At 62.1% G+C, this 26,360-nt stretch carries 26 protein-coding genes and 1 tRNA gene; 14 read left to right on the forward strand and 13 right to left on the reverse strand.

Going from position 1 to position 26,360, the window contains the following annotated elements:
* Nucleotides 1-7: 7 nt before the first annotated feature.
* The 9 genes from yacG to D0B32_RS18880 all read right to left on the reverse strand — a co-directional run bounded on the left by yacG (nucleotide 8) and on the right by D0B32_RS18880 (nucleotide 8,367).
* Complete coding sequence (yacG, locus tag D0B32_RS18840; RefSeq protein WP_117335799.1) at nucleotides 8-205, reverse strand: DNA gyrase inhibitor YacG; 198 nt, start codon at nucleotides 203-205, stop codon at nucleotides 8-10.
* Nucleotides 206-296: 91 nt separating this feature from the next.
* Nucleotides 297-1,052: a cell division protein ZapD gene (gene zapD, locus D0B32_RS18845; protein ID WP_117335800.1), complete on the reverse strand. Its 756-nt coding sequence runs from the start codon at nucleotides 1,050-1,052 to the stop codon at nucleotides 297-299.
* Nucleotides 1,053-1,299: 247 nt separating this feature from the next.
* A complete protein-coding gene (gene coaE / locus D0B32_RS18850; protein ID WP_117335801.1) occupies nucleotides 1,300-1,908 on the reverse strand; it encodes a dephospho-CoA kinase in 609 nt (202 codons plus the stop codon).
* Nucleotides 1,909-1,911: 3 nt separating this feature from the next.
* On the reverse strand, nucleotides 1,912-2,772 hold the full coding sequence (locus tag D0B32_RS18855; protein WP_404935575.1) for a prepilin peptidase: 861 nt from the start codon (nucleotides 2,770-2,772) through the stop codon (nucleotides 1,912-1,914).
* 132 nt (nucleotides 2,773-2,904) lie between these two features.
* Nucleotides 2,905-4,131, reverse strand: a complete 1,227-nt coding sequence (locus D0B32_RS18860; protein WP_117335803.1) for a type II secretion system F family protein — start codon at nucleotides 4,129-4,131, stop codon at nucleotides 2,905-2,907.
* Nucleotides 4,128-5,531, reverse strand: coding sequence for a GspE/PulE family protein (locus tag D0B32_RS18865; RefSeq protein ID WP_259295048.1), 1,404 nt, complete (start codon nucleotides 5,529-5,531; stop codon nucleotides 4,128-4,130). The genes D0B32_RS18860 and D0B32_RS18865 overlap by 4 nt, the downstream gene beginning before the upstream one ends.
* Nucleotides 5,532-5,765: 234 nt before the next feature.
* Nucleotides 5,766-7,058 (reverse strand): HlyC/CorC family transporter, encoded by a 1,293-nt coding sequence (locus D0B32_RS18870; RefSeq protein WP_117335805.1) that lies wholly within the window; start codon nucleotides 7,056-7,058, stop codon nucleotides 5,766-5,768.
* Between the two features lie 191 nt (nucleotides 7,059-7,249).
* Nucleotides 7,250-7,326: transfer RNA gene (locus D0B32_RS18875), tRNA-Pro, on the reverse strand.
* Between the two features lie 48 nt (nucleotides 7,327-7,374).
* Complete coding sequence (locus D0B32_RS18880) at nucleotides 7,375-8,367, reverse strand: polyprenyl synthetase family protein (protein WP_117335807.1); 993 nt, start codon at nucleotides 8,365-8,367, stop codon at nucleotides 7,375-7,377.
* A 215-nt stretch (nucleotides 8,368-8,582) separates the two neighbouring features.
* Between D0B32_RS18880 and rplU the strand changes: the two genes are divergently transcribed.
* The 4 genes from rplU to proB all read left to right on the forward strand — a co-directional run bounded on the left by rplU (nucleotide 8,583) and on the right by proB (nucleotide 11,680).
* Nucleotides 8,583-8,894: a 50S ribosomal protein L21 gene (gene rplU, locus D0B32_RS18885; protein ID WP_007180329.1), complete on the forward strand. Its 312-nt coding sequence runs from the start codon at nucleotides 8,583-8,585 to the stop codon at nucleotides 8,892-8,894.
* A gap of 24 nt (nucleotides 8,895-8,918) precedes the next feature.
* Nucleotides 8,919-9,182, forward strand: coding sequence for a 50S ribosomal protein L27 (gene rpmA, locus D0B32_RS18890; RefSeq protein ID WP_117335809.1), 264 nt, complete (start codon nucleotides 8,919-8,921; stop codon nucleotides 9,180-9,182).
* 180 nt (nucleotides 9,183-9,362) lie between these two features.
* On the forward strand, nucleotides 9,363-10,487 hold the full coding sequence (gene cgtA, locus D0B32_RS18895; RefSeq protein ID WP_117335811.1) for an Obg family GTPase CgtA: 1,125 nt from the start codon (nucleotides 9,363-9,365) through the stop codon (nucleotides 10,485-10,487).
* A 74-nt stretch (nucleotides 10,488-10,561) separates the two neighbouring features.
* Complete coding sequence (gene proB / locus D0B32_RS18900) at nucleotides 10,562-11,680, forward strand: glutamate 5-kinase (protein ID WP_117335813.1); 1,119 nt, start codon at nucleotides 10,562-10,564, stop codon at nucleotides 11,678-11,680.
* Between the two features lie 151 nt (nucleotides 11,681-11,831).
* On the opposite strand, the gene D0B32_RS18905 is transcribed toward proB, so the two are convergent.
* Together D0B32_RS18905 and D0B32_RS18910 are read right to left on the reverse strand one after the other, a co-directional pair.
* Entirely contained in the window at nucleotides 11,832-12,389 is a 558-nt protein-coding gene (locus D0B32_RS18905; protein WP_117336292.1) for a CNP1-like family protein, read from the reverse strand.
* Between the two features lie 87 nt (nucleotides 12,390-12,476).
* Nucleotides 12,477-13,142 carry an RNA pyrophosphohydrolase gene (locus D0B32_RS18910; protein ID WP_117335815.1) on the reverse strand — a complete coding sequence of 222 codons (666 nt, stop codon included), beginning with the start codon at nucleotides 13,140-13,142 and terminating at the stop codon, nucleotides 12,477-12,479.
* A gap of 281 nt (nucleotides 13,143-13,423) precedes the next feature.
* Between D0B32_RS18910 and D0B32_RS18915 the strand changes: the two genes are divergently transcribed.
* Both D0B32_RS18915 and D0B32_RS18920 read left to right on the forward strand, forming a co-directional pair.
* Nucleotides 13,424-15,160 (forward strand): proline--tRNA ligase, encoded by a 1,737-nt coding sequence (locus D0B32_RS18915; protein ID WP_117335817.1) that lies wholly within the window; start codon nucleotides 13,424-13,426, stop codon nucleotides 15,158-15,160.
* A gap of 12 nt (nucleotides 15,161-15,172) precedes the next feature.
* Nucleotides 15,173-15,772 carry a MarC family protein gene (locus tag D0B32_RS18920; RefSeq protein ID WP_117335820.1) on the forward strand — a complete coding sequence of 200 codons (600 nt, stop codon included), beginning with the start codon at nucleotides 15,173-15,175 and terminating at the stop codon, nucleotides 15,770-15,772.
* 118 nt (nucleotides 15,773-15,890) lie between these two features.
* Here D0B32_RS18920 and D0B32_RS18925 read toward each other — a convergent pair whose 3' ends face one another.
* Complete coding sequence (locus tag D0B32_RS18925; protein ID WP_117335822.1) at nucleotides 15,891-16,442, reverse strand: hypoxanthine-guanine phosphoribosyltransferase; 552 nt, start codon at nucleotides 16,440-16,442, stop codon at nucleotides 15,891-15,893.
* Between the two features lie 50 nt (nucleotides 16,443-16,492).
* Between D0B32_RS18925 and D0B32_RS32965 the strand changes: the two genes are divergently transcribed.
* Nucleotides 16,493-16,624 carry a hypothetical protein gene (locus D0B32_RS32965; protein ID WP_259295049.1) on the forward strand — a complete coding sequence of 44 codons (132 nt, stop codon included), beginning with the start codon at nucleotides 16,493-16,495 and terminating at the stop codon, nucleotides 16,622-16,624.
* On the opposite strand, the gene ffh is transcribed toward D0B32_RS32965, so the two are convergent.
* Nucleotides 16,621-17,988, reverse strand: coding sequence for a signal recognition particle protein (ffh, locus tag D0B32_RS18930; protein WP_117335824.1), 1,368 nt, complete (start codon nucleotides 17,986-17,988; stop codon nucleotides 16,621-16,623). The two genes, D0B32_RS32965 and ffh, sit on opposite strands and share 4 nt — an antisense overlap.
* An 80-nt stretch (nucleotides 17,989-18,068) precedes the next feature.
* Here ffh and D0B32_RS18935 point away from each other — a divergent pair, with 80 nt between their 5' ends.
* The 7 genes from D0B32_RS18935 to D0B32_RS18970 all read left to right on the forward strand — a co-directional run bounded on the left by D0B32_RS18935 (nucleotide 18,069) and on the right by D0B32_RS18970 (nucleotide 26,250).
* Nucleotides 18,069-18,986 (forward strand): inner membrane protein YpjD, encoded by a 918-nt coding sequence (locus D0B32_RS18935; RefSeq protein WP_117335826.1) that lies wholly within the window; start codon nucleotides 18,069-18,071, stop codon nucleotides 18,984-18,986.
* A gap of 6 nt (nucleotides 18,987-18,992) precedes the next feature.
* Complete coding sequence (locus D0B32_RS18940; RefSeq protein ID WP_117335828.1) at nucleotides 18,993-19,322, forward strand: PP0621 family protein; 330 nt, start codon at nucleotides 18,993-18,995, stop codon at nucleotides 19,320-19,322.
* Nucleotides 19,319-19,915, forward strand: a complete 597-nt coding sequence (gene ampD, locus D0B32_RS18945; RefSeq protein ID WP_117335830.1) for a 1,6-anhydro-N-acetylmuramyl-L-alanine amidase AmpD — start codon at nucleotides 19,319-19,321, stop codon at nucleotides 19,913-19,915. Before D0B32_RS18940 ends, ampD begins: the two co-directional genes overlap by 4 nt.
* A 542-nt stretch (nucleotides 19,916-20,457) precedes the next feature.
* Nucleotides 20,458-23,469, forward strand: coding sequence for a ribonucleoside-diphosphate reductase subunit alpha (locus D0B32_RS18950; protein ID WP_117335832.1), 3,012 nt, complete (start codon nucleotides 20,458-20,460; stop codon nucleotides 23,467-23,469).
* Nucleotides 23,470-23,968: 499 nt separating this feature from the next.
* Entirely contained in the window at nucleotides 23,969-25,213 is a 1,245-nt protein-coding gene (locus D0B32_RS18960) for a ribonucleotide-diphosphate reductase subunit beta (protein ID WP_117335836.1), read from the forward strand.
* Nucleotides 25,214-25,308: 95 nt separating this feature from the next.
* A complete protein-coding gene (locus D0B32_RS18965; protein ID WP_117335838.1) occupies nucleotides 25,309-25,635 on the forward strand; it encodes a hypothetical protein in 327 nt (108 codons plus the stop codon).
* A gap of 30 nt (nucleotides 25,636-25,665) precedes the next feature.
* The gene (locus D0B32_RS18970; RefSeq protein ID WP_117335839.1) at nucleotides 25,666-26,250 is read left to right on the forward strand and encodes a histone H1-like DNA-binding protein; all 585 of its coding nucleotides are present in this window, start codon (nucleotides 25,666-25,668) and stop codon (nucleotides 26,248-26,250) included.
* Nucleotides 26,251-26,360: the final 110 nt, after the last annotated feature.

The following is a 26,360-nucleotide window of genomic DNA, read 5'->3' on the forward strand; positions in this document are numbered from 1 at the left end:
ACCGCGCTCAATGCGCGCTGTAATCGCCGCTCGGCGTATCGTCGGAAGGCGCTTCCTCGTCGGTACCGCCGATCTTGTACTTCTCAGCGGCCCATGCACCGAGGTCGATCTGCTTGCATCGATCGGAACAGAAGGGGCGAAAGCGACTTTCGGGTGTCCAGCGGACTTCCTTCGCGCACGTTGGGCATTTAACGACAGTGATCATTCGGGCAGGCAATCAATCGAAAAACGGGACGAGTTTCTAATATAGAGGCATTTTCGCCGTTTCACAGGCATGGCCCCACGTCGTCCGGTTGCTACAGGCTACAGAGCGTGAGGTGGAACGGCACGTCGACGTCCACGGCGCGCGGGCGCAGGTCGCCGTCCTGAACCGTGAAGCGCACCCACAGCATGTATTTGTTCGCGCTCGCCTCGGGGATGACGCGCAATTCCGGCGACACCCGCACCTGCATCAGCTGATATGAGCGGCCCGACAGCATTTGCTGATAACTGCCCTGCATGGCCATGACCTTCGACGCCTGGCCGGATTCACGCGCGAGGCGCAGGACGATCGTGGCGGCGTCGCGCAACGGCAGCAGCGGCGTGACCCACTTCGCGATGTCCTGACGGCGCATGTCAGGATGCGTTTGTTGCCACGCGTAGTAAGAAGGCAGGTCAAATTTGCAGGTGCCGCCCGGAATGATGGCGCGGCTGCGAATGCTCGCCAGCCATTCATTCTCTGCAAGATGCTGGCCAGTCTTGCCCTGCATCTGCGAGAGCCCCGCAAGGGTTTGCTCGATCTCACCCAGCACGGCCTCGAGCGCGTTCTGCTCAATGCCGGGATTGCCCCGGAACGGCGCCAGGGTCTGGCGTTGACGTTCCAGTTCCTTCATCAGATCGGATTTCAGATCCGCGCGGCCCGCAACTTCCGAGATCTCGAACAAGGTAGTCAGCGCGACGTGATGTTCCCTGGCATCTTCCTGAGTCAGAAAGAACGTGAAGCGCTCGAACAGGTCTTCGAGGCGCAATAGCGTCCGGATTCGCTCGTTGAAGGGATACTCGTAAAGGATCAAGCGGGCTCGCCTCGGGCGTGGTCGGTGACGGGAATGCAGAACATTCTAATGCCGTGCGACTACCCTAGCAATCACACACTTTTTCTCCATTCTTTCGCGGCTTTTTTGACGTGTTTTGCTGCGACTTTGTGCAGGTCTCGTGCTTTGGATTTGACGTGATGGGTAACGTGCGATGGACACTTGGGCCTGCTGCGCTTCATTGTGGTCTAGTCTGGCAGAGGTGGGCGCCCCTCGTGACCCTCATGCTTCAATGGCCAGACGCCGCCGCGGACAGATAAAGCTGATGCAGCGCCTCGACCCGCGTGCTCAACTCTTCGACGGACACATCTTCGTTGACGACCACGTTGTCGGCAGCGGCGAGGCGTGCTTCGCGGGTGGCCTGGCGCGCCATGATGGCGAGCACCTGCTCGCGCGTGAAACCGTTGCGACGCATGACCCGCTCGATCTGCGTTTCGACGCTGCAATCCACGGTCAATACGCGTTCCACGCGGGTTTTCCAGGTGCCCGATTCCACCAGCAACGGCACCACCAGCATTACGTAGGGCCCCGTAGCGTCCTGCCGTGCGCGCTCGGTCTCAGCGCGGATCAGCGGATGGGTGATGGCTTCGAGACGACGGCGCGCGCCTTCGTCGGTGAACACGAGCGAACGCATGCGGGCGCGATCGAGTGAGCCATCGGGCGCAACGAACGCAGCGCCGAATTCCGTGGCGATCTTCGGCATCGCGACGCCCTGCGGCGCGGTGATGCGATGCGCGATTACGTCCGTGTCGACGATCGTTACGCCGCGAGCAGCAAACAGGTCTGCGACGGTCGACTTGCCGCTGCCGATGCCGCCCGTCAATCCCACAGCAAACATGCGTCAGCCTCCCAGAGCGAGATAGAGCGGAGTGCCGAGAAACAGCGTGAGCGCACCGCCTGCCGCGAGGAACGGTCCAAACGGTAGCGGCTCTTCAAAACGCATGCGGCCAACCCACGTCGCGGCGAGGCCGACCACGGCGCCGGCCACCGCCGCAATCAGAATGATCTGCGGCAACGCAGCCCAGCCGAGCCAGGCGCCCAGCGCGGCGAGCAGCTTGAAGTCTCCATAGCCCATGCCCTCGACGCCGCGCACCAGCTTGAAGATCCAATGGACTACCCACAAGACCAGGTAGCCCGCGATCGCGCCCGCCACCGCGTTATGCAGGCTGGTGAACATGCCGCCGAAATTGACGATCAGCCCCGCCCACAAGAGCGGCAAAGTGAGAGAGTCGGGCAGCAGATGCGTGTCGATGTCGATGGCGCTCATTGCCAGCAGAGCCGCACATAGACCGAACGCGGCAAGCGCGGTGAGGCTCGGGCCGAACAGTAGTAGCGTGCCGACCGCGCAAGCTGCACTCGCGATTTCGAGCAGCGGATAACGCACGCTCACGCGTGCGTGGCATGCGGAGCAACGGCCGCGCAGCATGAGATAACTCAGCACGGGAAGGTTCTCCCATGCACGCAGCACGTGTCCGCAGTGCGGGCAGGCGCTGCGCGGCAGCCACAGGTTGTAGCGCGGCGGCAGTCCGTCGTCTTCGAGCGGTTGCTCGATGGCTTCGCTGACTTCTTCCCGCCAGGCCCGTTCGAGCATGATGGGCAGGCGATGCACCACCACGCTGAGGAAGCTGCCAATCACGAGGCCGAAGACGATGGCGAACGCGACCTGGACGCCAGCCGGCAACAGGGCGAACGAGTTCATCATCGGTGCACCGAATGACGTACCGAACGATGCGCCAAAGCCGGCCCCCGAATGGTCGGGCAGTGTGGAAAAAGGAGAGACGGACACGGTTGCTTGGATCGCCGGCATAGAAAAAGATTGGATTCGGCTGCGATGCTACACCACGTTGCCGAGTTGAATAATGGGAAGATACATCGCAATAACCAGTCCGCCGACGAGCGTGCCGAGCACGATGATCACCAGGGGCTCGCACAGGCTTGCCAGCGTGCCGATCTTTTCGTCGACCTGACGATCGCTGAACGAGGCGACGTCGATCAACATGCTGTCGAGTGCACCGGACTCCTCTGCAACCGCGACCGGTTGCACGACCTCAGGCGGAAAGCAGCGTGCGGCGCGCATGGCCGCGGCAAGTCGTTCGCCACGCCGCAGCCGGGCGGCGATGTCGACGGTGGCGCGGTCGAAGAAGGCATTGCCGGTGGCGTGGGTCAACGAGTCGAAGGCGTCCGCGAGCGGCGTGCCTGCCGACAACAAGGTGCCGAGCGCGCGACTCCAGCGAGCCGCGCAGAGCGTAGCCAGCAGCGATCCCGCTATAGGCAGCCTGAGCGACAGGCGGGCAACGGTGACCCGCGCCGCGTCCGACTGTCGCAGTAGATAGGACAGGGCGAAGCCGAGCGCAGTGGCAACCGCGAGCGCCGGCAGGCTCCAGCGCGCCGCGCCCGCAGACAACGCCAGCACCAGTTGCGTGGGCGCCGGCAGGCGCGCGCCGAAGCCGTCGAAGATCTGTTTGAAGGTCGGCACTACCCAGATGAGCAGGGCCGCCGTGATGGCGACTGCGAGCAGCAGGATGGCGACTGGATAGGTGAGTGCGGCTCTCACCTTGGCGCGCTGGGCGGCGCCTCGTTCGCGATCGTCGGCAATGCGCGCCAGCACCTCCGGCAGCGCACCCGCCGCTTCGCCCACCCCGACCAACTGACAGTAAAGCGCGTTGAACTGCGACGGGTGCCGCGCCAGTGCCGCTGAAAAGCTCAACCCACTCGTGATATCTCGCGCCAGTGTGCCGACGATGCGCGACATCCCACGCTGGCGTGGCGCTGAAGCTTGCGCCAGCAATTCCAGCGAGGGTGCGAGCGGCAGCCCGGCGCGCAGCAGACTGGCGAGCTGACGGGTGAAGCGCGTGACTTCGGCGGCCCGTGCTTGTGGCCGCGGCGCGGGTCCACGTGCCGTGAGTTCGACGACGAACAAGTGGTCGCGTTTGAGCATGGCTTGCACGGCGGCCGCATCGGTTGCGATGAGTGTGCCGCGACGCGGCGTACCCGCTGCATCGACGCCACGCCATGCAAAGCGCATGTCATGCGCTGCGGTTTCGGGGAGCCGGGTGTTCATGCGACCTCGGTCGCGCTCAGCGCTTCGGTGAGACTGGTCGTGCCGTCGCGCACACGCGCGAGAGCTGCATCGCGCAACGTGCTCACGTGTTCGGACTCGGCGAGTCGCGTGAGGGCGTGCGTACCCGCGTTCGCGACAATCAATTCGCGCATCGCCTCCGACACCGGCATGACCTGGTGAATGCCGATGCGTCCACGATAGCCGATGCCGTGGCACGCATTGCACCCCACCGCTTCGTAGGGATGCCAGTCATCCAGTTGATGGTTGGTAAAACCCGCCGCGCGCAGCGCCGCGGCGGACTGCGACACAGGCTTTCGGCACGCCAGACACAGACGGCGCACCAGCCGTTGCGCCGTCACCATGCGCAAGGCGGCAGCAAGGTTATACGGCTCGATGCCGATGTCGATGAGGCGCGCGATAGCAGCCGGCGCGTCGTTGGTGTGGAGCGTGGAGAGCACGAGGTGACCGGTTTGCGCCGCTTTCACCGCGACGTCAGCGGTCTCTTCGTCACGAATCTCGCCAACCATGATCACGTCTGGATCCTGACGCAGGAACGCGCGCAACGCGACAGCGAACGTCAGGCCAGCCTTTTCGCGCACGCTGACCTGATTGATGCCGGCGAGCTGGATCTCAGACGGATCTTCGACCGAACAGAGGTTGCGCGATTCGGCGTTGAGCATTTGCAGGAAGCAGTACAGCGACAACGTCTTGCCGCTGCCCGTTGGACCCGTGACCAGCACCAGGCCGTGCGGGGCGGTGATAGCCGCCTCCAGCGTTTTACGCTGAGTGGAATCGAGGCCGAGCGAGTCGAGCGACAGCGTGGTTGGCAACGCATCCAGCCGCCGCAGGACGAGCTTTTCGCCGAACAGCGTGGGCAGCGAGTTCACGCGGTAGTCTTCGAACTTGCCCGGCGCGGTCGAGATGCGCAGACGGCCGTCCTGTGGCACACGCCGCTCGGCGATGTCCATGCGCGCGAGCACCTTCACGCGGGTGATGAAAGCATCGCGCAGATGAGCCGGCGGCGGCGCGATGGCATGCAGCACACCGTCGATGCGTAGTCGCATGCGCCAGCCGTGCTCCGCCGGTTCGATGTGCAGGTCAGAGGCGTTGCGGCGAGTGGCTTCCCGCAGCGTCTCGCTCAACAGCCGGACGGCGGGAGTGTTGTCGGCCTCGGCGAGCGCGGGCGCAAGGTCGCGATTGGATATGTCCTCGCGGATCGCGGCGCCGCCGAACGGACGGGCGGTTGTCGGGTCGGGCGCAGCGTCTGCAGGCGTGGAGTCGTTCTCGCTCAGCGTGGAGCGCGTAGTGTGCGTGGAAGCACCGGCCGCCCTCTGGACAGGAAGGCGCGACGCAGGCGTAGAGATGAATGCTGGCGGGGTGGAACGGGGCGAAAACGACATCTGAAACCGGCTTGGAGCCGCCTGAAGAACACGACGACTCCATCATCCGGCAGGTTGCCCGTTGCCGCCATTCGGCCGAATGGCCAGGTGGGTCACAGACGTTCGATCGCAAGCCGTGTGCTCGCGGCGGCGACCTCAGGCTCGGATGCTCTCAGGTGCCGGGAACGAAACACTCAATCAATCATTCAGCCGTTCATTCGCAAGTGCAGCGCGGCCGCGCCAGGTCACGTTACTTCACGCGCGCTGCTTCTTGCCGCCTTTCGCCCCCGGCTTGAAAATTTTCACGGTACGTACCGCCTGATCGTCGCTGCGCATTACCTCGAGTCTGATGCCTGCAATCTGCACGCACACGTCGCCATCAGGAATCTCTTCGAGGATTTCCAGAATCAGACCGTTCAACGTTTTCGGCCCGTCTGTAGGAAGCGTGAGTTGCAGCCAGCGATTCAGCTCACGCAGCGGCATGCTGCCCGCAACGATGCATTCGCCGTTCTCGTTCCAGCCGCCGCGCGAATTTGCGCCGCGTGGAATGGACGTGGTGAATTCGCCGATCAACTCTTCGATGATGTCTTCCGGCGTCACGAGTCCCTGTAGCTCGCCGTATTCGTTCACCACCAGCGCTGTCCTGTGACGGCTTTCCTGAAAGTATTGCAACTGCTGAAACACCGGCGTGCCGCTCGGCACGAAATACGGTTCGGCGAGCAGTTCACGCAGCGTCTCGCGTTCCAGTTCCTGGTTGTGCAGCGCTGAGAGCGTCTTGCGCACGTGGAGCACACCGAGCACGCGGTCAATGTCGCCTTGATAGACGATGAGCTTGTTGTGATAGCAGGTTTCGAGCTGATGCAGGATTTGCTCGAAGGGCGCGTCGAAATCAAGCGCCTCGATGCGACGGCGGGGAATCATCACGTCGTCGACGGAGATGTTTTCCAGATCGAACAGGTTGAGCAGGATGCTGCGGTGTTTGGTCGGCATGAAGCTGCCGGATTCGAGCACGATGGTGCGCAGTTCTTCAGTGGAGAGACGCTGGTCATGCGCGCCCTTCGTGTTGATATGCAGAACACGCAGGATGCCGTTGGCGAACAGATTGACGAACCAGACGATGGGTCTGGTGGCGCGCATCAGCGGAGCGATCAGCAGGCTTGCCGGTAGCGCGATTTTCTCAGGGAACGTCGCGCCGACGATTTTTGGCGTGATCTCCGCGAACACGATGATCAGAAACGCGACGATGCCGGTTGCGATGGACAGCACCAGGTTGTTGCGACCAAAGGTATGCAACGCGACCGAGGTGGTGAGCACCGGGATGATCGTGTTGAACAGGTTGTTGCCGATCAGGATCACGCTCAGCAGTTCGTCGGTGCGCGCGAGCAGGCCTTGGGTTGTCTTTGCGCCGAGAACGCCTTGATTGGAGAGATGCTTCAGGCGGTGACGGTTGAGCGCCATCATCGCGGTTTCGGAGATAGAAAAGAAACTGGAGCAGATAAGCAGCAGGACGACGGCGCCTATCTGCGCCCATAAGGGTAGTTGTTCCACGTGTCGCGAACTGGTAAGGGGCGGGATGGGAAGAATATAGCAGAGGGGACAGCGCGGCCGCCTGGCGACGGGTCATGCTCGCGGCGCGCCGGGGTTCTGGGCAGGCCGAAGTGCGCGGATTATGGCGCCCAAAAACAAAAAACCGCCCAGCGAAGTGGGCGGTTCTGGCCTTGATTGAACAAGGAAAAATCTGGTCGGGGTGAGAGGATTCGAACCTCCGGCCTCTACGTCCCGAACGTAGCGCTCTACCAGGCTAAGCTACACCCCGATTTGTACTGCAGACTCGATTGAGACTAATTTGGCGCTTAGGTCTTAATTAAGACTGCCTCGCCGTCGAGTAAGAACATAATTCTAGCAGGCTTTCTTTGTAAATGGAATCAGGAAACGAAGAAATTGCTGCCGCTGCTGCTTGCGCTTCCTGCTTCGCGCACTCCAGCGTGTGGTCTAGCGCGCCGGAACGCGTAATCGCCTCGAAGATGGTCTCGAAGCGATCCGTGCCGCCCTGCTCGATCGCCTCGCGCGCGAGCGCCGACTGTTCCGGCGTGCCACGTTCGATCAGATAGATGAGCGGCAAGGTGGGCTTGCCTTCGCGCAGGTCGTCACCGGCGTTCTTGCCCATTGATTCCGCCGTGCCCGTGTAGTCGAGCCAGTCGTCCATGATCTGAAAGGCCGTGCCAATGCGCCGGCCAAACTCCGCTGCGGCCGCTTCCGTCGGGGCGTCAGCGCCGGCCAGCACCGCGCCGAGCTGCGCCGCCGCCTCGAACAGCTTGGCCGTCTTGTAGCGGATCACCTGCATGTAGCGGGCTTCGTCCACGTCGGCGTCGTGCATGTTGAGCAACTGCAGGACTTCGCCTTCGGAAATGATGTTCGTGGCTTCCGACAGGATTTCCATCACGCGCATCTTGCCGACGCCCACCATCATCTGGAATGAGCGCGAGTACAGGAAGTCGCCCACCAGCACGCTGGCAGCGTTGCCGAACAGGGCATTGGCCGTCTGGCGACCGCGCCGCAGGTCGGATTCGTCCACCACGTCGTCGTGCAGCAGGGTGGCGGTATGGATGAATTCGACCACCGCAGCCAGTTCGTGCCGGTGCCCGGTCGTTTCGCCCAGCGCACCCGCCACCAGCAAGAGCAGCGCGGGGCGCAGCCGTTTGCCGCCGGCACTGATGATGTACTCGGAAATCTGGTTGATCAGCATCACATCCGAGGCCAAACGGTGCCGGATGACGCGATTCACCTGCTCCATGTCTTCGGCGATGGGAGCGAGCAGGCTGGCGGCGTTGGGGGAGGGGGTGGCAGTCGACGACATGATGGCTGAATTGGGTAGTGCCGCGAATTATAAGGCGAATCGCGGTAGTTCCGGGCCGCAGCCTGCTTGATCGACACACGGCGGCTCGGTTGACGGGGCCAGGCGTAGCATCGCGGCGGCTGTCAACGAGTTTTGACCGGAGAGCTAACTCTATGTATAATCACGGGTTTCCGCGCGTGGTGCGTGGGAAAAATGAACACAGAGTGAGGTTCTCAATGTACGCGGTCATAAAAACCGGTGGCAAGCAGTATAAAGTTGCCGTCGGCGAAAAACTTAAAGTAGAACAGATACCGGCAGACATTGACGCTGAAATCACGCTCGACCAGGTTCTCGCAGTGGGCGAAGGCGAATCGATTAAGTTCGGTACGCCGCTGGTCAGTGGGGCTTCCGTCAAGGCTACCGTCGTGTCGCAAGGTCGTCACGCAAAAGTGACTATCTTCAAGATGCGTCGCCGGAAGCACTACCAGAAGCATGGCGGCCACCGCCAGAACTACACCGAACTGCGCATCGACGCGATCAACGCGTAAGCGCAACGGTCAAGGAGCTATCAAATGGCACACAAAAAGGCAGGCGGATCGTCACGTAACGGCCGCGACTCCGAGTCGAAGCGTCTCGGCGTGAAGGTTTACGGCGGTCAAGCCATCAATGCTGGCGGCATCATCGTGCGTCAGCGCGGCACGCGTATGCATCCGGGCGAAAACGTCGGCATCGGCAAGGATCACACCTTGTTCGCGCTGACGGACGGCCACGTCAAGTTCACGACGAAAGGCGCCGCGAAGAAGCACACGGTTGTCGTAGTCCCGGCAGCTGTCTGAGTCTGACAAGACACGGACTTCAGGACCGGAACAAAGGCCCCGCGAAGTTAGCGGGGCCTTTTTCATTGCAGGTCCATATTCGAATGGATTGTCGTGAGCGCGCGGGGTTAGCCGATCGGCTGATTGGTCAACGCAGCGCAGGCACGGCAAAATAGCAACAAACACGGGACGGAGTTACGCATGAAGTTCATTGACGAAGCGAGGATCGAAGTCATCGCCGGCGACGGAGGGGATGGCAGCGCGTCGATGCGCCGCGAGAAGTTCGTCCCGTTCGGTGGGCCGGATGGCGGCGATGGCGGGCGGGGCGGCAGCGTCTACGCAGTCGCAGACCGCAATATCAACACCTTGATCGACTACCGCTATGCGAAGAAGCATCAGGCGCGCAACGGTGAGAACGGTCGCGGGTCGGATTGCTATGGCAAGGGTGGCGACGACATTACGCTGCGCATGCCCGTCGGCACGATCATCTCGGACATGGAAACCGGCGAACTGATCGCCGACCTGACCGAGCATAACCAGAGCGTGCTGATCGCCGAAGGCGGCGCGGGCGGTCTCGGCAACCTGCATTTCAAGTCCAGTACTAACCGTGCGCCGCGGCAAAAAACCGACGGCAAGCCGGGCGAGCGCCGTATGGTGCGGCTGGAGTTGAAGGTGCTGGCCGACGTCGGTCTGCTCGGCATGCCGAATGCCGGCAAGTCCACCTTCATTGCGTCGGTGTCGAACGCGAAGCCGAAGATCGCAGACTACCCGTTCACCACGCTCGCGCCGAATCTGGGCGTGGTGCGCGTCGGCCCGAGCCGCAGCTTCGTGATCGCGGACATTCCGGGACTGATCGAGGGTGCGGCTGAAGGCGCGGGTTTGGGTCATCAATTCCTGCGCCATTTGCAGCGCACGGGCTTGCTGCTGCATATCGTGGATATCGCACCGTTCGACGAAGCAGTCGATCCGGTCGCGGAGGCCAAGGCAATCGTCAACGAGCTGCGCAAGTATGACGAACTGCTCTACGAGAAGACGCGCTGGCTGGTGCTGAACAAGCTCGATATGGTGCCCGAGGACGAGCGCGAGTCGCGCGTCGCGGCGTTCCTTGAAGCGTTCGACTGGCACGGCCCGGTGTTCGAGATTTCCGCGCTGACGGGGCAAGGCTGCGAAGCGCTTTGCTACGCGGTCTATGACCATATCAGCGCGCATTCGGACGCACAGCGCCAGGCTGAAGCGGAAGATCTCGCCGCAGATGTCCGCTTCCGCGAGAAGCAGGCAGGCGCCGCGTCGGGTGAATCGGGCGAGCCGGTTCAGCCGCAAGAGTAACAAGCAGAGTTGGGCGCTGGCAGTCCGCACCAGGCTGCCAGCCGGCATCACGCAAATCCTGGAGACCGCGCACAATGCGTTCCGTCATCGCAGATTCGAGGCGATTGGTAGTGAAAGTCGGGTCGAGCCTCGTCACCAACGACGGGCGTGGCCTCGATCATGCCGCGATCGGCCGCTGGGCCTCGCAGATCGCAGCGTTGCGCGCGCAGGGCAAAGAGGTGGTGCTGGTGAGTTCGGGGGCCATCGCGGAAGGTATGCAGCGCCTCGGCTGGACCAAACGGCCGCGCGAAATCGACGAGTTGCAGGCGGCCGCTGCGGTGGGGCAGATGGGGCTCGCCCAGGTGTACGAGAGCCGCTTCGCTGAGCACGCCATCCGTACCGCGCAGATTCTGCTCACGCACGCCGACCTCGCAGACCGCGAACGCTACCTGAACGCCCGTTCCACGCTACTGACGTTGCTGCGTCTCGGCGTCGTGCCAATCATCAACGAGAACGACACGGTCATCACGGACGAAATCAAGTTCGGCGACAACGACACGCTCGGCGCCCTGGTCGCAAATCTGATCGAGGGCGACGCACTGATCATCCTCACCGATCAGAAAGGTCTCTTCACCGCCGATCCGCGTAAAGATCCCGCAGCCACGCTCGTGCAGCAGGCCGATGCCGGGGCGCCGGATCTGGAAGCGATGGCGGGCGGTGCGGGTTCGAGCCTCGGTCGTGGCGGGATGCTGACCAAGATTCTTGCCGCCAAACGCGCAGCGCATAGTGGCGCGAATACCGTGATTGCGAGCGGCCGGGAAGCCGACGTGTTGGTGCGGCTCGCGGCTGGTGAGGCCATCGGCACGCAGTTGATCGCGCGCACCGCGCGAATGGCTGCACGCAAGCAGTGGATGGCCGATCACCTGCAGGTTCGCGGGCATGTCGTGATCGACGACGGCGCGGTCGAAAAGCTCACCGGCGGCGGCAAGAGCTTGCTGCCAATTGGCGTGGTCGGCGTTCAGGGCGCGTTTGCGCGCGGCGAGGTGATTGCCTGCCTGAGCGCGGAAGGTCGGGAGATTGCCCGCGGTCTGACGAACTACAGCAGTTCGGAAACCAAACTGATTCAGCGGCGTCCGAGTGGCGAGATCGAGACGGTGCTGGGCTACATGCTCGAACCTGAGTTGATCCACCGCGACAATCTGGTTTTGGTGTGAAACGAGCCGCTTGAACGCCAGACAGCACAGCGCGCCGCGCAGCAAACTAAAAAGCCGTCCCAGACACCCGTCTGGAACGGCTTTTTTACTCTGGGCGGGCCTTGGCCCAGGCTACCAGCCGAAATGCGGCCCGGGAACCGCGCCGCGCAGCTCAACGAATCTGCGAGGCCGCCGTCCGCTTATAGCGCATGTTCTGCAGGATCACCTTGGCGCTGCCGGTGGGCATCCGGCTCGTGCAGAAGTAGTCCTGATAGAGCGACGCCTGATACGCATTCAGCGTGCCGTTTTCGATCCGGGCGAACGGGGTCGCCACACTGTCGTCCCAGCCATCGTGGTCGGCGTTGAGGCCGGCGTATTGCCGCCATTCATACGTATCGCAGCGAATTCCTTCGTAGATCACGTTGGAAGCGCCGCTCGGGCTCTTCACCACCACCGTCACGCGGACCACGCCATCGTCGCCCACGGTGAGCGAGTTCGAATCCACCGCGAATGTGAGCGGCGTGTTGCCGGAAACATCGAAGGGGATCAGATTGGCTTGCTGCGGCAGCGGCGGCAGGGTGTCGACCTTGTTTTCGGCCCAGTTGGACTTGCGGTCGAACAGATACGTAAATGCGCTGTCATCCTTGTTGGTGGGTTTGCTGGCGCTCGAACAGCCAGCCAGCAGGACGCCCGTGGCAACGCATGCCACGGCGAGAGCAAATGCTTTCAATATGAATTCCTCGAAACAACGGCGTGACACGGGCACCAAGGTGTCCATGTCACGCCGGCAAATACGGCTCAGGAAGCCGCATGGGGTTTAGTCGCGCAGACCCGGTTGGGTGACGGGGCTGTCGGCAGGTTCGCAGTCGGATTCGACCGTAGTGCGAACCGACGTCTCGACTGTGACGGACGAGCCCGTCACCGACACCTCCCGCATCTCCGTCACGGTAGACACTATCCGCGGATAGCGTGGCCCGTGATGGCCGCCGGGTTTATCCGTACGCGGCACAGCTCGGCGCAGAAAACGGGACAACTCCGTCAGCGCCAACTGATACACATCCCGCTTGAACTCGATCACACAGTCGAGCGGCACCCAGTACTCGTTCCAGCGCCACGCATCGAACTCAGGATGATCGCACGCGCGCAGACAAATATCGCAGTCGCGTCCAACCATCCGAAGCAGGAACCAGATCTGTTTCTGGCCGCGGTAATGACCGCGTACTTCACGCTTGATGAACTTGTCCGGCACCTCATAGCGCAACCAGTCGCGCGTGCGACCGATGATCTTGACATGCTCCGGAAGCAGGCCGGTTTCTTCGTGTAACTCCCGATACATCGCTTGCACGGGGGTCTCACCGTACTTGATGCCCCCTTGCGGAAACTGCCAGGAATGTTCACGGAGCCGTTTGCCCCAAAACACCTCGTTGTGCGCGTTCAAGAGGATGATGCCGACGTTCGGGCGAAAGCCTTCACGATCCAGCATACAACCACCTTCGAATCCTTTAAAATTGCTTTGATTATAAACAGATAACGGGCCTGACGCACCGGATCGCACCAGAATGGAACGATTCGCCGCAAAAAGGGCGCGAATGGGTTAGCCTGTCCGTCATCCGGCGCAGTGGCATCTGCCGCGATGAGCGCGCCGGGGTCGAGGCCAGGTTTCCCGCGTCGCTGCGGCAGCTTTGCCGCGCCTTTGTCGAATTTCCCACCGTTTTCATCTTTCGGGCGGTTGCTCCGGCGCCGCCGCTTTTGGAAAAATTCTGAATGAAAGCCACTCGTTTCTTTATTGGCACCCTGAAAGAGGCTCCTGCCGACGCCGAAATCGTCAGTCACCAGTTGATGGTGCGCGCCGGCATGATCCGCCGCGTGGCCGGCGGGATCTATAACTACCTGCCCGTTGGCCTGCGTTCCATCCGTAAGGTGGAAGCCATCGTGCGTGAGGAAATGAACCGGGCCGGTGCGATCGAACTGCTGATGCCCGCGGTGCAGCCGGCCGAGTTGTGGCAGGAGTCGGGGCGTTGGGAAAAGTACGGTCCGGAACTGCTGCGCTTCAAGGACCGCAAGCAAAACGACTTTGTGATCGGACCGACGCACGAAGAAGTGGTCACGGACATCGCGCGTAACCAGATCAAGAGCTACCGCCAGTTGCCGCTGAACTTCTACCAGATCCAGACGAAGTTTCGCGACGAGATCCGTCCGCGTTTCGGCGTGATGCGCGGCCGCGAGTTCATCATGAAAGACGCGTACTCGTTCGACAAGGACGTGGACGGCCTGAAGGAGTCGTACCGCAAGATGTATGACGCCTACGTGCGCATCTTCACGCGCCTCGGTCTCGACTTCCGCGCAGTGGCGGCGGATAACGGTTCGATCGGCGGCAGCGGTTCGCACGAGTTCCACGTGATCGCAGACACCGGCGAAGATGCGATCGCCTATTGCCCGACCTCGGACTTCGCGGCCAACGTCGAGGCGGCGGAAGCGCTGCCGCTGCACGCCGAGCGCGCGGCCCCCGCTGAAGAGATGAAGAAGACTGCCACACCGGGGAAGGCGAAGTGCGAGGCCGTGGCCGAACTGCTGAGCATTCCGCTCGAACGCACCATCAAGTCCATCGTGCTGGCCACGGAAAACGAAGGCGCCGAGCCGACCATCTGGCTGCTGATGCTGCGCGGCGACCACGATCTGAACGAGATCAAGGCCAACAAGCTGCCGGGACTCGGCGATTTCCGCATGGCAACGGAAGCGGAAATCATCGAGACGTTCGGCACGCCGCCGGGTTATCTCGGCCCGCTCAACACGAAGAAGCCCGTCAAGGTGATCGCGGACCGTACGGTCGCGAACATGAGCGACTTCGTGGTGGGCGCGAACGAGGTGGACTACCACATCACCGGTGTGAACTGGGGCCGCGATCTGCCGGAGCCGGTCATTGCCGACATCCGCAACGTCAGGAAGGGCGATCCTTCGCCGGATGGCAAGGGCGTGATCGACATCTGCCGCGGCATCGAAGTGGGCCACGTGTTCCAGCTTGGCAAGAAGTACTCGCAAGCCATGAACGCGACTTGCCTGGATGAAAACGGCAAGCCGCAGCCTATGGAAATGGGTTGCTACGGCATCGGCGTCACGCGTATTCTCGGCGCAGCCATCGAACAGAACTTCGACGACAAGGGCATCATCTGGCCGGAAGCCATTGCGCCGTTCGAAGTGGTGCTGTGCCCGATGGGTTACGACCGCAGCGAAGCCGTGCGTGAGCAGGCTGACAAGCTGTACGCGGAACTGGTCGCAGCGGGCGTCGACGTGATTCTGGATGATCGCGGCGAGCGCCCTGGCGTGATGTTCGCCGACTGGGAATTGATTGGCGTGCCGCACCGTCTGGTGATCGGCGATCGTGGCCTGAAGGAAGGCAAGATCGAGTATCAAGGTCGCCGCGATACCGAAGCAACGCTGCTGCCGGTCGAAGAAGCTGCGCAAACCGTCACGCAGAAGATTCGCGCTGCGCTGGCGCATTGAGCGGGGCAGGCGGTGGAGTACACCTTCCTGTCTGCGACCGTCCTGCTGCTGCTGATCACCGACCCGCTAGGCAACATCCCGCTTTTCATTAGTTGCCTGCGCGGGGTGGCGCCCAAGCGGCGCGCGGTCGTCATTCTGCGTGAGGTGGCGATCGCGTTCGTGATCCTGCTGATCTTCATGGTCGTCGGCGATCGCTTCCTGCGCATGATGAGCCTGACCGACCAGTCGTTGCGGATTGGTGGCGGGATCGTGCTGTTCCTGATCGCGATCCGCATGGTCTTTCCGCATCCGGACGGCCCGTTTGGCGGCGACACACGCGGCGGCGAACCGCTCATCGTGCCGCTCGCCATTCCCGCCCTGGCCGGACCGTCGGCGCTGGCTACGGTGATGCTGCTGACCTCGCAGGCGCCCGGCAAGATGTTCGAATGGATCGCGGCGTTGACCGTCACGATGATCGTCTGCGCCATCGCGCTGGTGCTCGCGGAGCGCATCCAGGCGTGGCTTGGCGAGCGTGTGATGATGGCCTTCGAACGGCTGATGGGACTCGTGCTGGTGGCGATTTCGGTGGAGATGATGCTGGGTGGAATCCGCTCGTTCGTGCATCAGTTGTGAACGCAGGCGTCTACGCCGGCAGGCTCAGAGACGAACCCACGTACGACAAGCAGCAAACAAAAAGCGGCCCGCGGGCCGCTTTTTTTACGCCGGTCGGGCGCCGCGAAGATCGAAGCCGTCAGGCGCCCTCGGTCAATGCACGGATGGTCGGCAGATTGCGCCAATATCCTTTCGCATCCATGCCGCAGCCGAACACATAACGGTCCGGCACTTCGAAGCCGCAGAAATCCGGATGGAGCGGCTTGGCCTTCGGAATGATCTTCTCGCACAGCACCGCGCTCATAAAGCGCCTGGCGCCCATCGCGAGAATGCGGTCGCGAATCGCGGCCATCGTCTCGCCTTCATCGAGAATGTCGTCGAGCACCAGCACCACCCGATCCTTCACCGACTCCGCCGGCGCCACGCGCCATTGCATCTCGCTGCCGCCCTTGGTGCTGTTGCGATAGCGGGTGAGGTGGATGTAGTCGAACTCGAGCGGGAAGTCGAGGTGCGGCAACAGCATGCCGGTGAATACCGCCGCACCGCCCATCACCGACAGCACGAGCGGGAACTCCTCGCTCATTTCGGCAGCAATGGCTGCGGCCATTCCGCTGATCGACGCATTGACGTCAGCAGCCGAAACGATCTCTTCGGAGTGTTCGAAAATATGGAGAGCTTCTTGGCGATTCATGGCGTCTGGCGGGAGGTGTCTGTATACATAGTGTGAGAAAGAACGACGGCGTGCGCTACAGCATATACCCGGTCGTCCCTGAGCGCGTGCGCTGGCGTCAATCAGGCGAGACGTTCGGTATGGCGATCATGCAACCCATTCCCGAGCAGCCGTCGCCTGATCGTCTCGCCGTGAACGCCTAGCGCATGCCCGGCAGCATGCCTTTCATGCCGCGCATCATCTTTTGCAGATTGCCGCCTTTGAGCTTCTTCATCATCGTGCGCATCTGCTCGTACTGGTTCAGCATGCGGTTGACTTCCTGCACCTGCACGCCCGCGCCCGCGGCGATGCGGCGCTTGCGAGTAGCCTTGATCAACTCGGGCTTGGCGCGCTCGGCGGGCGTCATCGAATTGATGATGCCTTCCATGCGGCGCATCTGCGATTCGGCCATGCCCATGTTGGCGCCTGCCGCGGCTTGCTGAAACTGCGCGGGCAGTTTGTCCATCAGCGACGACAGCCCGCCCATGCTCTTCATCTGGGTCAGTTGCGCGCGGAAGTCGTTCAGGTCGAAGTCGCCACCCTTCTTGACCTTGTCGGCGAGCTTTTGCGCGGCCTGCACGTCGACGCCGCGTTGTGCTTCCTCAACGAGGGCGAGAATGTCGCCCATGCCGAGAATCCGGTTGGCCATCCGATCCGGATAGAAAATCTCGAGGCCATCCAGCTTTTCGGCGACGCCGACGAACTTGATCGGCTTACCCGTCACGTGACGCACCGAGAGCGCCGCACCACCGCGCGAGTCGCCGTCCAGTTTGGTGAGCACGACGCCGGTGAGCGGCAGCGCGTCGCTGAATGCCTTGGCTGTATTGACCGCGTCCTGGCCGAGCATGGCGTCGACCACGAACAGCGTTTCCGCCGGATTCAGCGTGCTGTGCAGCGCGGCGATTTCCTGCATCATCGCTTCGTCGATACCCAGCCGGCCGGCCGTGTCGACCAGCAGCACATCGTGATAGTGACGCTTGGCCCAGTCCACCGCAGCCCGCGCGATGTCCACCGGCTTCTGATCGGGTTCCGACGGGAAGAAATCCGCGCCGACCTGCTCGGTCACCGTCTTCAGCTGCGCGATAGCAGCGGGACGGTAGACGTCGCACGAAACGGTCAGCACTTTCTTCTTGTACTTCTCGCGCAGCAGCTTGGCGAGCTTGCCGACCGTGGTCGTTTTACCCGCGCCCTGCAAACCGGCCATCAGGATGACAGCAGGCGGCGTGACGGCGAGATTGAGTTCGACGGCCTTGCCTTCGTAGTCACCGCCGATCACCGCGGTCAGCTCGCGCTGCACCACGCCGACCAGCGCCTGACCCGGCGACAGGCTGCTGATGACTTCTTCGCCGAGCGCCTTTTCCTTTACTTTGGCGATGAACTCGCGCACGACGGGCAGCGCCACGTCGGCCTCGAGGAGCGCGAGGCGCACTTCGCGCAGCATCTCCTGGGTGTTGGCCTCGGTGAGCCGGGCCTCGCCGCGCAGCGTCTTGACGACGCGCGCCATCCGTTGAGTCAGATTGTCGAGCATGGGGAGCGATGAACAAGGCGGCCGAAGCAGCGGCGAAGCAGGAGACGTCGCGGAGCAGGGGCCTAGTGTAAACTTCCAATATGGATATTGTACTGTATGCCCTCACTGCACTCCTGTACGGCGGTCTCGCCGTCGCAGGCTGGCGCTCGCACCGGAACACCGCCTTGCGCCCGGTGCTCGAGAGCGTGCCGCCCATGCCTGCCGCGCCCAGCGCGCCGGCGGTTGCCACCTCCAGCACGCCCGGCCGTGTCGTGCTGCTGATCGCGCTGCTGGCGCACGGGCTGCTGCTGCACACCACGATCTTTCCGCAGCACGAGATGGTGTTCGGTTTTGCCTTCGCGCTCTCAGCGATGTTCTGGCTGGGCGCGGGCATCTACTGGATAGAGAGCTTTTTCTTCCCGCTCGACGGTCTGCAACTGCTGGTCCTGCCGCTCGCCTGTGCGGCCTCGCTGCTGCCGCTCGCGTTTGGCGGCGTGCGCGTGCTGCCGTACTCGGCAGATCCCATGTTCAAGCTGCACTTTCTGATTGCCAACGTGGCCTACGGTCTGTTCGCCATCGCGGCGCTGCACGCGGTGCTGATGCTGCTGGTGGAGCGGCGTCTGCACGCCATGCGCGGCGGCGCGCTGCAACGGCAGGGCGCGGCCGCCGGCAATGGCTGGCTCTCAAGCTGGCTCGACACGCTGCCGCCGCTGCTGACGCTGGAGAAGCTGCTGTTCCGTTTGATCGGCGCGGGTTTTGTCCTGCTGACGCTGACCTTGCTTTCCGGCATCCTGTTTAGCGTCGAACTCATAGATCGGGCGCTGCAACTCGATCACAAGACTGTCTTCGCAATTCTCTCGTGGGTGATGTTCGGCGCGCTGCTGACCGCCCGCAAGGTGTCAGGCTGGCGCGGTCGCGCGGCGTTGCGCTGGGTGCTCGCGTCGTTTGTGGCGCTGCTGCTCGCGTACGTCGGCAGCCGTTTCGTTTTCGAGGTGCTGCTGCACCGTCCTGTGGTGTGACCGTTCATGCGACAAATCTTTCTGCTGATTCTTCTGTTTATCGTCGGCCAATGGCTGGTGAAGGCTTTGCGTCGTGCTGACGCCAATCAATCGAATCGCACGGGTGCTTCGGGTGGTGCTGCGGCCGGCCAGGGCGCTCAGGGCGCACGTCAAGGTGCGGGTGCGCAACGTGGCGCTGCCCAGCCTCCACGCCTCGCCGAGCCGATGATCCGTTGCGTCGCGTGCGGCGTACATGCGCCCGCGAGCGACTCGGTGGTGGTGGCTGGCCAGCCGTTCTGCTGCGCCGCTCACGCACAGCGTCACGCCGCGCCGCCGACAGGCCGCGACGCTCGATGAGCGTAGGCTTCACCCTCGACGCTGAAGGCTGGGTGACGGGCGCGCGCAAGCTGCCGTCGCCGAACTTCGAAGCGCGCCCGCAAGGCGCGGTGCCGACGCTGATCGTCGTGCACAACATCAGCCTGCCGCCAGGCGAGTTCGGCGGTAGCGCTATTGCCGAGCTGTTCCAGAACCGGCTCGATTGCGACACCCATCCTTATTACGACACGCATCTGCGGGGCGTGCGGGTGTCCGCTCACTTCGTCATCCATCGTGATGGCGCGCTCGAGCAATTCGTCTCGTGCGACGAGCGCGCGTGGCATGCGGGCGTGTCGAATTTTTTCGGCCGCGAGCGCTGCAATGACTTCTCGATCGGCATTGAACTGGAAGGCAGTGACGTCAGCGCATTCGAAGCGGCGCAATACCGCACACTCGGCGCGCTGGTGACCGCGCTCATGGCGCACTATCCGATCGAAGCACTCGCGGGTCATTCGGACATCGCGCCGGGTCGCAAGACCGATCCAGGTCCTCATTTCGAGTGGCAGCGTCTGCAACGCGATACGTCACTTTCGGATCAGTACTTCCCCTATCTAAAGTTTTCCAAAACGCTGTAACGACCCCTCCCGGCGATTCGCGTGCTGCGAGGAGAACAAGGCGCTGCCTTGCTCTCCGGGGAGTTGCGTTTGCGCTGCGTCACCCGGATGTCAACCCTTCAGCGTGAAATAAATCGATTTGACGCGTCCCGAAACTCCACTATACTTGGTGCCACGAATCCAGTTACGCACTACATCTTGTGGTGTCTGTGCATAACTGTGTGAATAACCAAGTGTATAAGTCAGTGCATAAGTCTGCGGCGCCCACGCTTCCAGCATTGGCGCCGCAAGCATTACAGACCACCAAAAATAATTCAGCGGGGAGGTTGGCAGCAGTGGCCGGCCGTAACTGCAACGCATCGAGGAAAGGGGCTTAGCCAGTGATCGCGACACGCACGATGAAGACCGTCAACGATTCGAATCAGGCTTCGTCGTCATCGCATCCCGCCAACCGGCAACGCCGGTCTCTTTCCTGCACACCAACGCTTGCGCTCGGGGCGGCGCAGCGGTCGTATTAATCCGCGATTTCTCTTCGCACACTTCCAGGACCAGGAGCTTTGCACATGCAAACCACCGATAACGTGACGACCCGGTACGAGGGCGCACCTAGTGGCCAGAACTTCGGCGGCCAGGCACAGGCCGCGCAGGCACTCGCGCCGCAGACGACCTACGCCGATTACAAGGTGATCCGTCGCAACGGCAGCGTGGTGTCGTTCGAGCCGTCGAAGATCGCTATCGCCGTGACGAAGGCATTCCTGGCCGTCAACGGTGGTCAAGGCGCAGCATCCGCCCGGGTGCGCGAACTGGTCGAGCAACTCACGCAGAACGTGGTGCGCGCGCTGGTGCGCAGCCGTCCCAACGGCGGCACGTTCCATATTGAAGACATTCAAGATCAGGTCGAACTCGCGCTGATGCGCGGCGGCGAGCACAACGTCGCGCGTGCCTACGTGCTGTACCGCGAGAAGCGCACCCAGGAGCGTGGCCATGACGCGGAAGTGTCGGGCACCACGCCGGGTCTGAATGTGACGGACGGCGGCGTGACGCGTCCGCTCGACATGGCAGCGCTGCGCGGCATCATCGAATCCGCCTGTGCGAATCTCGGCGACGCGGTGAGCGCCGAGCCGATCGTCGCGGAAACGGTCAAGAACCTGTACGACGGCGTGCCGATGAGCCAGGTCTACGACTCGGCGATTCTCGCGGCCCGCACGATGATCGAAAAGGACCCGGCATACAGCCAGGTCACCGCGCGCATCCTGCTGCATACGATCCGCCGCGAGATCCTCGAAGAGGAAGTCACGCAGACGGAGATGGGCGAACGCTACGCCGAATACTTCCCGACGTTCATCAAGCGCGGCGTGCAAGCCGAGCTGCTCGACGACAAGCTGCTGCAGTTCGACCTGAAGCGCCTCGGCGCCGCGCTCGACAACAACCGCGACCTGCAGTTCGGCTACCTCGGCCTGCAAACGCTGTACGACCGCTACTTCCTGCATCACGACGGCGTGCGGATCGAAATGCCGCAGGCATTCTTTATGCGTGTCGCGATGGGTCTGTCGCTCAACGAGATCGATCGTGAAGCGCGCGCCATCGAGTTTTACAACGTGCTGTCGAGCTTCGACTTCATGTCGTCCACGCCTACGCTGTTCAACTCCGGCACGCGTCGCTCGCAGTTGTCCTCGTGCTACCTGACCACGGTCGACGACGACCTCGACGGTATCTACGAAGCGCTGAAGGAAAACGCGCTGCTGTCAAAGTTCGCCGGCGGCCTCGGCAACGACTGGACGCGTGTGCGTGCGCTCGGTTCGCACATCAAGGGCACCAATGGCAAGTCGCAAGGCGTCGTGCCGTTCCTGAAGGTGGTGAACGACACGGCCGTGGCCGTGAACCAGGGCGGCAAGCGCAAGGGCGCGGTGTGCGCGTACCTGGAATCGTGGCACCTGGACATCGAGGAATTCCTCGAGCTGCGCAAGAACACCGGTGACGACCGTCGCCGTACGCACGACATGAACACGGCGAACTGGATTCCCGACCTGTTCATGAAGCGCGTGCACGAAGGCGCCGACTGGACGCTGTTCTCGCCGTCCACCTGCCCGGATCTGCACGACAAGTTCGGTGCCGAGTTCGAAGCAGCTTACACAGCTTACGAAGACAAGGTCGCTCGCGGCGAGATCAAGCTGTTCAAGAAGGTTCCGGCGGCACAACTGTGGCGCAAGATGCTGGGCATGCTGTTCGAAACGGGTCACCCGTGGATCACGTTCAAGGATCCGTGCAACATCCGTTCGCCGCAGCAACACGTGGGCGTCGTCCACTCGTCGAACCTGTGCACGGAAATCACGCTGAACACGAGCGACGCGGAAATCGCGGTGTGCAACCTGGGTTCGGTCAACCTCGTCGCGCACCTGAAGACGCAAGCCGACGGCACGCTCGTGCTCGACCACGACAAGCTCAAGCGCACGGTCAGCGTGGCCATGCGCATGCTCGACAACGTGATCGACATCAACTACTACGCGGTTGCCAAGGCACGTAACTCGAACCTGAAGCACCGTCCGGTGGGTCTGGGCATCATGGGCTTCCAGGACTGCCTGCACCTGCTGCGCACGCCGTACGCGTCGGAAGAAGCGGTCAAGTTTGCTGATACGTCGATGGAAGCAGTCTGTTATTACGCGTACTACGCATCGACCGAACTGGCGCAGGAACGTGGCCGTTACTCGAGCTACCGTGGCTCGCTGTGGGATCGCGGCATCCTCCCGCAAGACACGCTGAAGCTGCTGGCCGACGCACGCGGCGGTTATGTGGAAGTGGATTCGAGCCAGTCGATGGACTGGACCGAACTGCGCTCCCGCATCGCAACGCACGGCATGCGTAACTCGAACTGCGTGGCGATCGCGCCGACGGCGACGATCTCCAACATCATCGGCGTGTCGGCCTGCATCGAACCGACCTTTCAGAACCTGTATGTGAAGTCGAATCTGTCGGGCGAATTCACGGTGGTCAACGACTACCTGGTGCGCGACCTGAAGGCACGCGGTCTGTGGGACGAAGTGATGGTCGCCGACCTGAAGTACTTCGACGGCACGCTCTCGCGCATCGACCGCATCCCGGCCGACCTGCGCGCGATCTACGCCACGGCGTTCGAAGTCGATCCGAAGTGGCTCGTCGAAGCAGCCTCGCGTCGTCAGAAGTGGATCGACCAGGCGCAGTCGCTGAACATCTATATGGGTGGCGCGTCGGGCAAGAAGCTGGACGAGGTCTATAAGCTCGCCTGGTTGCGCGGCCTGAAGACGACCTACTACCTCCGCACGATGGCGGCGACGCACGTCGAGAAGTCGACGGTGGCGCACGGCGCGCTGAACGCGGTGAGCTCGGGTGGCGGCGAAGGTGGCGCGGGTGGCATCGGTGGTGGCGCAGCAGGTGGCTTCGGCGTGGCAGGCGGTGCTGCGTCGGGTGGTCTGCAGGCGGCAGCAGCAACCGCAGCGGCGCCCGTCGCGGCTGTCGAAGCCGCGCCTGAAGCGGATGGTCCGGTATGCATGATGCGTCCTGGCGATCCCGGCTTCGACGAGTGCGAGGCTTGCCAGTAAGAGTTGAACAGATGCCCGGCGCTCGCCGGGCATCTCGAGCAGCAACCGTGCAACATCGCAACAGCAACGCAATAGCAACGACGCAACGACATCATCACGAAGCGCTCGCCATGAGCGCTCAGCAAGCGGGTCACGCGGCCCGCTCCGTCTCACGAATCGCCAGACCCGAAGTTGATGTGACGTTGGCAGCGTTGAACGTGGCGTTGAACTTTGCCAGCTCGGTGCTGACGAAACAGCAATAGCCAGGGCAACACATAGAAGCCAGGCAACACAGTTTGCAGTGCATCGAAATCACTTCGACACGATGCATGCTCGACACAGCGAAGCACTTCGACAACACATGTTTTGGTCACCTCACGAGACGCGTCATAGACAGTCTGTTGACCAAAGTGTTGTATGAAGGTCGCAACGCGAATCGAAAACAGGATTTTTCACGAACGAACTCTTTTATCGCTCGTGAAAAGATGGTACAAACCGTTCTAAATTGATGGTGACATTTATGCTCAACTGGGATGACGAGATCACTGCCGTAACTCCCTCGAGCGCTACGCAACCGAATGTGTTGCGCAACGCTGCGGGATCGGCTGTCGGTACGCAAGCTGCAACGCGTATCGCTCATCAAGCTCCCTCGGCTCAGGAAATCTTCGCGAACGACATCGCTGTCGCTCCGGAAGTGACCCGCGCTGCTGCTCACGGAACTGACGCCACGCCGGCTGCTGTTTCCGAAGCGCGCGTGAACGTGGCCGACAAGCGCATCATCAACGGCCAGACTGACGTCAATCAGTTGGTGCCGTTCAAGTACAAGTGGGCGTGGGAGAAATACCTGTCCGGTTGCGCGAACCACTGGATGCCGCAGGAAATCAACATGTCCCGCGACATCGCCCTGTGGAAAGACCCGAACGGGCTGACGGAAGACGAGCGCCGCATCATCAAGCGCAACCTCGGCTTCTTCGTCACGGCCGACTCGCTCGCCGCCAATAACATCGTGCTGGGCACCTACCGCCACATCACGGCGCCCGAATGCCGTCAGTTCCTGCTGCGCCAGGCGTTCGAAGAGGCGATCCACACGCACGCTTACCAGTACATCGTCGAATCGCTGGGCCTCGACGAAGGCGAAATCTTCAACGCGTACCACGAGGTTTCCTCGATCCGCGCGAAAGACGAATTCCTGATCCCTTACATCCATGTGCTGACCGATCCGGCCTTTAAGACCGGCACCGTCGAGGCAGACCAGACGCTGCTGCGTTCGCTGATCGTGTTCGCCTGTGTGATGGAAGGGTTGTTCTTCTACGTCGGCTTTACACAAATCCTGGCGCTTGGCCGCCAGAACAAGATGACCGGCGCGGCGGAGCAGTACCAATACATCCTGCGCGACGAGTCGATGCACTGCAATTTCGGCATCGACCTGATCAACCAGATCAAACTCGAAAACCCGCACTTGTGGACGGCTGAGTTCCGCGCGGAAATCCGCGAAATCTTCAAGCAAGCGGTCGACCTTGAATATCGTTACGCAGAAGACACGATGCCGCGCGGGGTGCTCGGCCTCAATGCGTCGATGTTCAAGAGCTATCTGCGCTTCATCTGCAACCGCCGTTGCCAGCAGATCGGTCTCGATCCGCTGTACCCGAACGAGGAAAACCCGTTCCCGTGGATGAGCGAGATGATCGACCTGAAGAAGGAACGCAACTTCTTCGAGACGCGAGTCATTGAATATCAGACCGGCGGTGCACTGAGCTGGGAGTGATCCGGCGCGTGTCCGCAGTAGCAAATCGACATCATTCGATGGGGATGCCGATGGCCAAAGGCCACGGCAATTTTGGTTAGGAGCTTAACTGCCTGATGCAGAGCGTGCCCGGTGCGCCGCGTGACCGCGCGGCCCACGAACATGACTGGCACTTTGCGAACCCTTCAGTGGGCTGGGCAAACTTCCCCCCGGAAAAGGCCGCTGGCATTGCCGCCGGCGGTTCGATCAAGCAATTGCCGGCGCTGCAAACCAGCGCCGACCAGATTTGGCGCGCGGTGTCCGAGGACACCGCGCGCCTTACCGCATTCATTAGCGTAAGCGCGCAGCACCTGCGTACGCCGATGAATAGCCCGCTTCGTAGCGCGCGCCCTGAGAAGCGTCCGCGGGAAGCGGGTTTTGACGAAGGGTGTAGTTTGAACTGACTCTCATCTGAAAACCTGAAGGAGAAAATGATGGCAACTGCAAAGAAAGCAGCTAAGAAAGCTCCCGCCAAGAAGGTCGCAGCGAAGAAGGCTGCTCCGGCGAAGAAGGCCGCTGCAAAGAAAGTCGCAGTGAAGAAGGTTGCGGCCAAGAAAGTCGCGGTGAAGAAGGTTGCAGCGAAGAAAGTCGCAGTGAAGAAGGTTGCTGCGAAGAAAGCTGCACCGGCCAAGAAGGTCGCAGCAAAGAAGGTTGCAGCGAAGAAAGTCGCAGTGAAGAAGGTTGCTGCGAAGAAGGCTGCACCGGCTAAGAAGGTTGCCGCGAAGAAGGTCGCCAAGAAGGCCGCTGCCAAGAAGGCGCCTGCGAAGAAGGCTGCCAAGGCTCCTGCGAAGAAGGCCGCCAAGGCCCCTGCGAAGAAGGCTGCGAAGGCCCCCGCGAAGGCTGCGAAAGCCCCCGCTGCGCCTGCGAAGAAGGCTGCTCCCGCGAAGAAGGCTGTAGCGAAGAAGGCTGCACCGGCTCCGGCTGCTCCCACTGCAACCAGCGCAGCACCGGCCGCTACGGTGAAGACCGCGTTGAACCCGGCTGCAGCATGGCCGTTCCCGACCGGCAGCCGTCCGTAAGAAGCTGACGAAGCGGTTAGGCACACCTCGGTGTGTCCGATGATTGAGTAGCCTCGCTATTCAAGTTACTCACGCTGCTCAATCACCGTCCCGTCGCTGGGTTTCCAGCG

The sequence above is a fragment of the Paraburkholderia sp. DHOC27 genome (assembly GCF_003429005.1).
In the GTDB taxonomy this organism is placed as follows: domain Bacteria; phylum Pseudomonadota; class Gammaproteobacteria; order Burkholderiales; family Burkholderiaceae; genus Paraburkholderia.

Coding starts and splice junctions, on each gene's coding strand:
- yacG (WP_117335799.1), bottom strand. CDS start 205: ATGATCACTGTCGTTAAATGCCCAACGTGCGCGAAGGAAGTCCGCTGG.
- coaE (WP_117335801.1), bottom strand. CDS start 1,908: ATGTTTGCTGTGGGATTGACGGGCGGCATCGGCAGCGGCAAGTCGACC.
- D0B32_RS18855 (WP_404935575.1), bottom strand. CDS start 2,772: ATGATGAACTCGTTCGCCCTGTTGCCGGCTGGCGTCCAGGTCGCGTTC.
- D0B32_RS18860 (WP_117335803.1), bottom strand. CDS start 4,131: ATGAACACCCGGCTCCCCGAAACCGCAGCGCATGACATGCGCTTTGCA.
- D0B32_RS18865 (WP_259295048.1), bottom strand. CDS start 5,531: ATGTCGTTTTCGCCCCGTTCCACCCCGCCAGCATTCATCTCTACGCCT.
- D0B32_RS18880 (WP_117335807.1), bottom strand. CDS start 8,367: ATGTCGTCGACTGCCACCCCCTCCCCCAACGCCGCCAGCCTGCTCGCT.
- rplU (WP_007180329.1), top strand. CDS start 8,583: ATGTACGCGGTCATAAAAACCGGTGGCAAGCAGTATAAAGTTGCCGTC.
- rpmA (WP_117335809.1), top strand. CDS start 8,919: ATGGCACACAAAAAGGCAGGCGGATCGTCACGTAACGGCCGCGACTCC.
- cgtA (WP_117335811.1), top strand. CDS start 9,363: ATGAAGTTCATTGACGAAGCGAGGATCGAAGTCATCGCCGGCGACGGA.
- proB (WP_117335813.1), top strand. CDS start 10,562: ATGCGTTCCGTCATCGCAGATTCGAGGCGATTGGTAGTGAAAGTCGGG.
- D0B32_RS18910 (WP_117335815.1), bottom strand. CDS start 13,142: ATGCTGGATCGTGAAGGCTTTCGCCCGAACGTCGGCATCATCCTCTTG.
- D0B32_RS18915 (WP_117335817.1), top strand. CDS start 13,424: ATGAAAGCCACTCGTTTCTTTATTGGCACCCTGAAAGAGGCTCCTGCC.
- D0B32_RS18925 (WP_117335822.1), bottom strand. CDS start 16,442: ATGAATCGCCAAGAAGCTCTCCATATTTTCGAACACTCCGAAGAGATC.
- ffh (WP_117335824.1), bottom strand. CDS start 17,988: ATGCTCGACAATCTGACTCAACGGATGGCGCGCGTCGTCAAGACGCTG.
- D0B32_RS18935 (WP_117335826.1), top strand. CDS start 18,069: ATGGATATTGTACTGTATGCCCTCACTGCACTCCTGTACGGCGGTCTC.
- D0B32_RS18940 (WP_117335828.1), top strand. CDS start 18,993: ATGCGACAAATCTTTCTGCTGATTCTTCTGTTTATCGTCGGCCAATGG.
- ampD (WP_117335830.1), top strand. CDS start 19,319: ATGAGCGTAGGCTTCACCCTCGACGCTGAAGGCTGGGTGACGGGCGCG.
- D0B32_RS18950 (WP_117335832.1), top strand. CDS start 20,458: ATGCAAACCACCGATAACGTGACGACCCGGTACGAGGGCGCACCTAGT.
- D0B32_RS18960 (WP_117335836.1), top strand. CDS start 23,969: ATGCTCAACTGGGATGACGAGATCACTGCCGTAACTCCCTCGAGCGCT.
- D0B32_RS18965 (WP_117335838.1), top strand. CDS start 25,309: ATGCAGAGCGTGCCCGGTGCGCCGCGTGACCGCGCGGCCCACGAACAT.
- D0B32_RS18970 (WP_117335839.1), top strand. CDS start 25,666: ATGGCAACTGCAAAGAAAGCAGCTAAGAAAGCTCCCGCCAAGAAGGTC.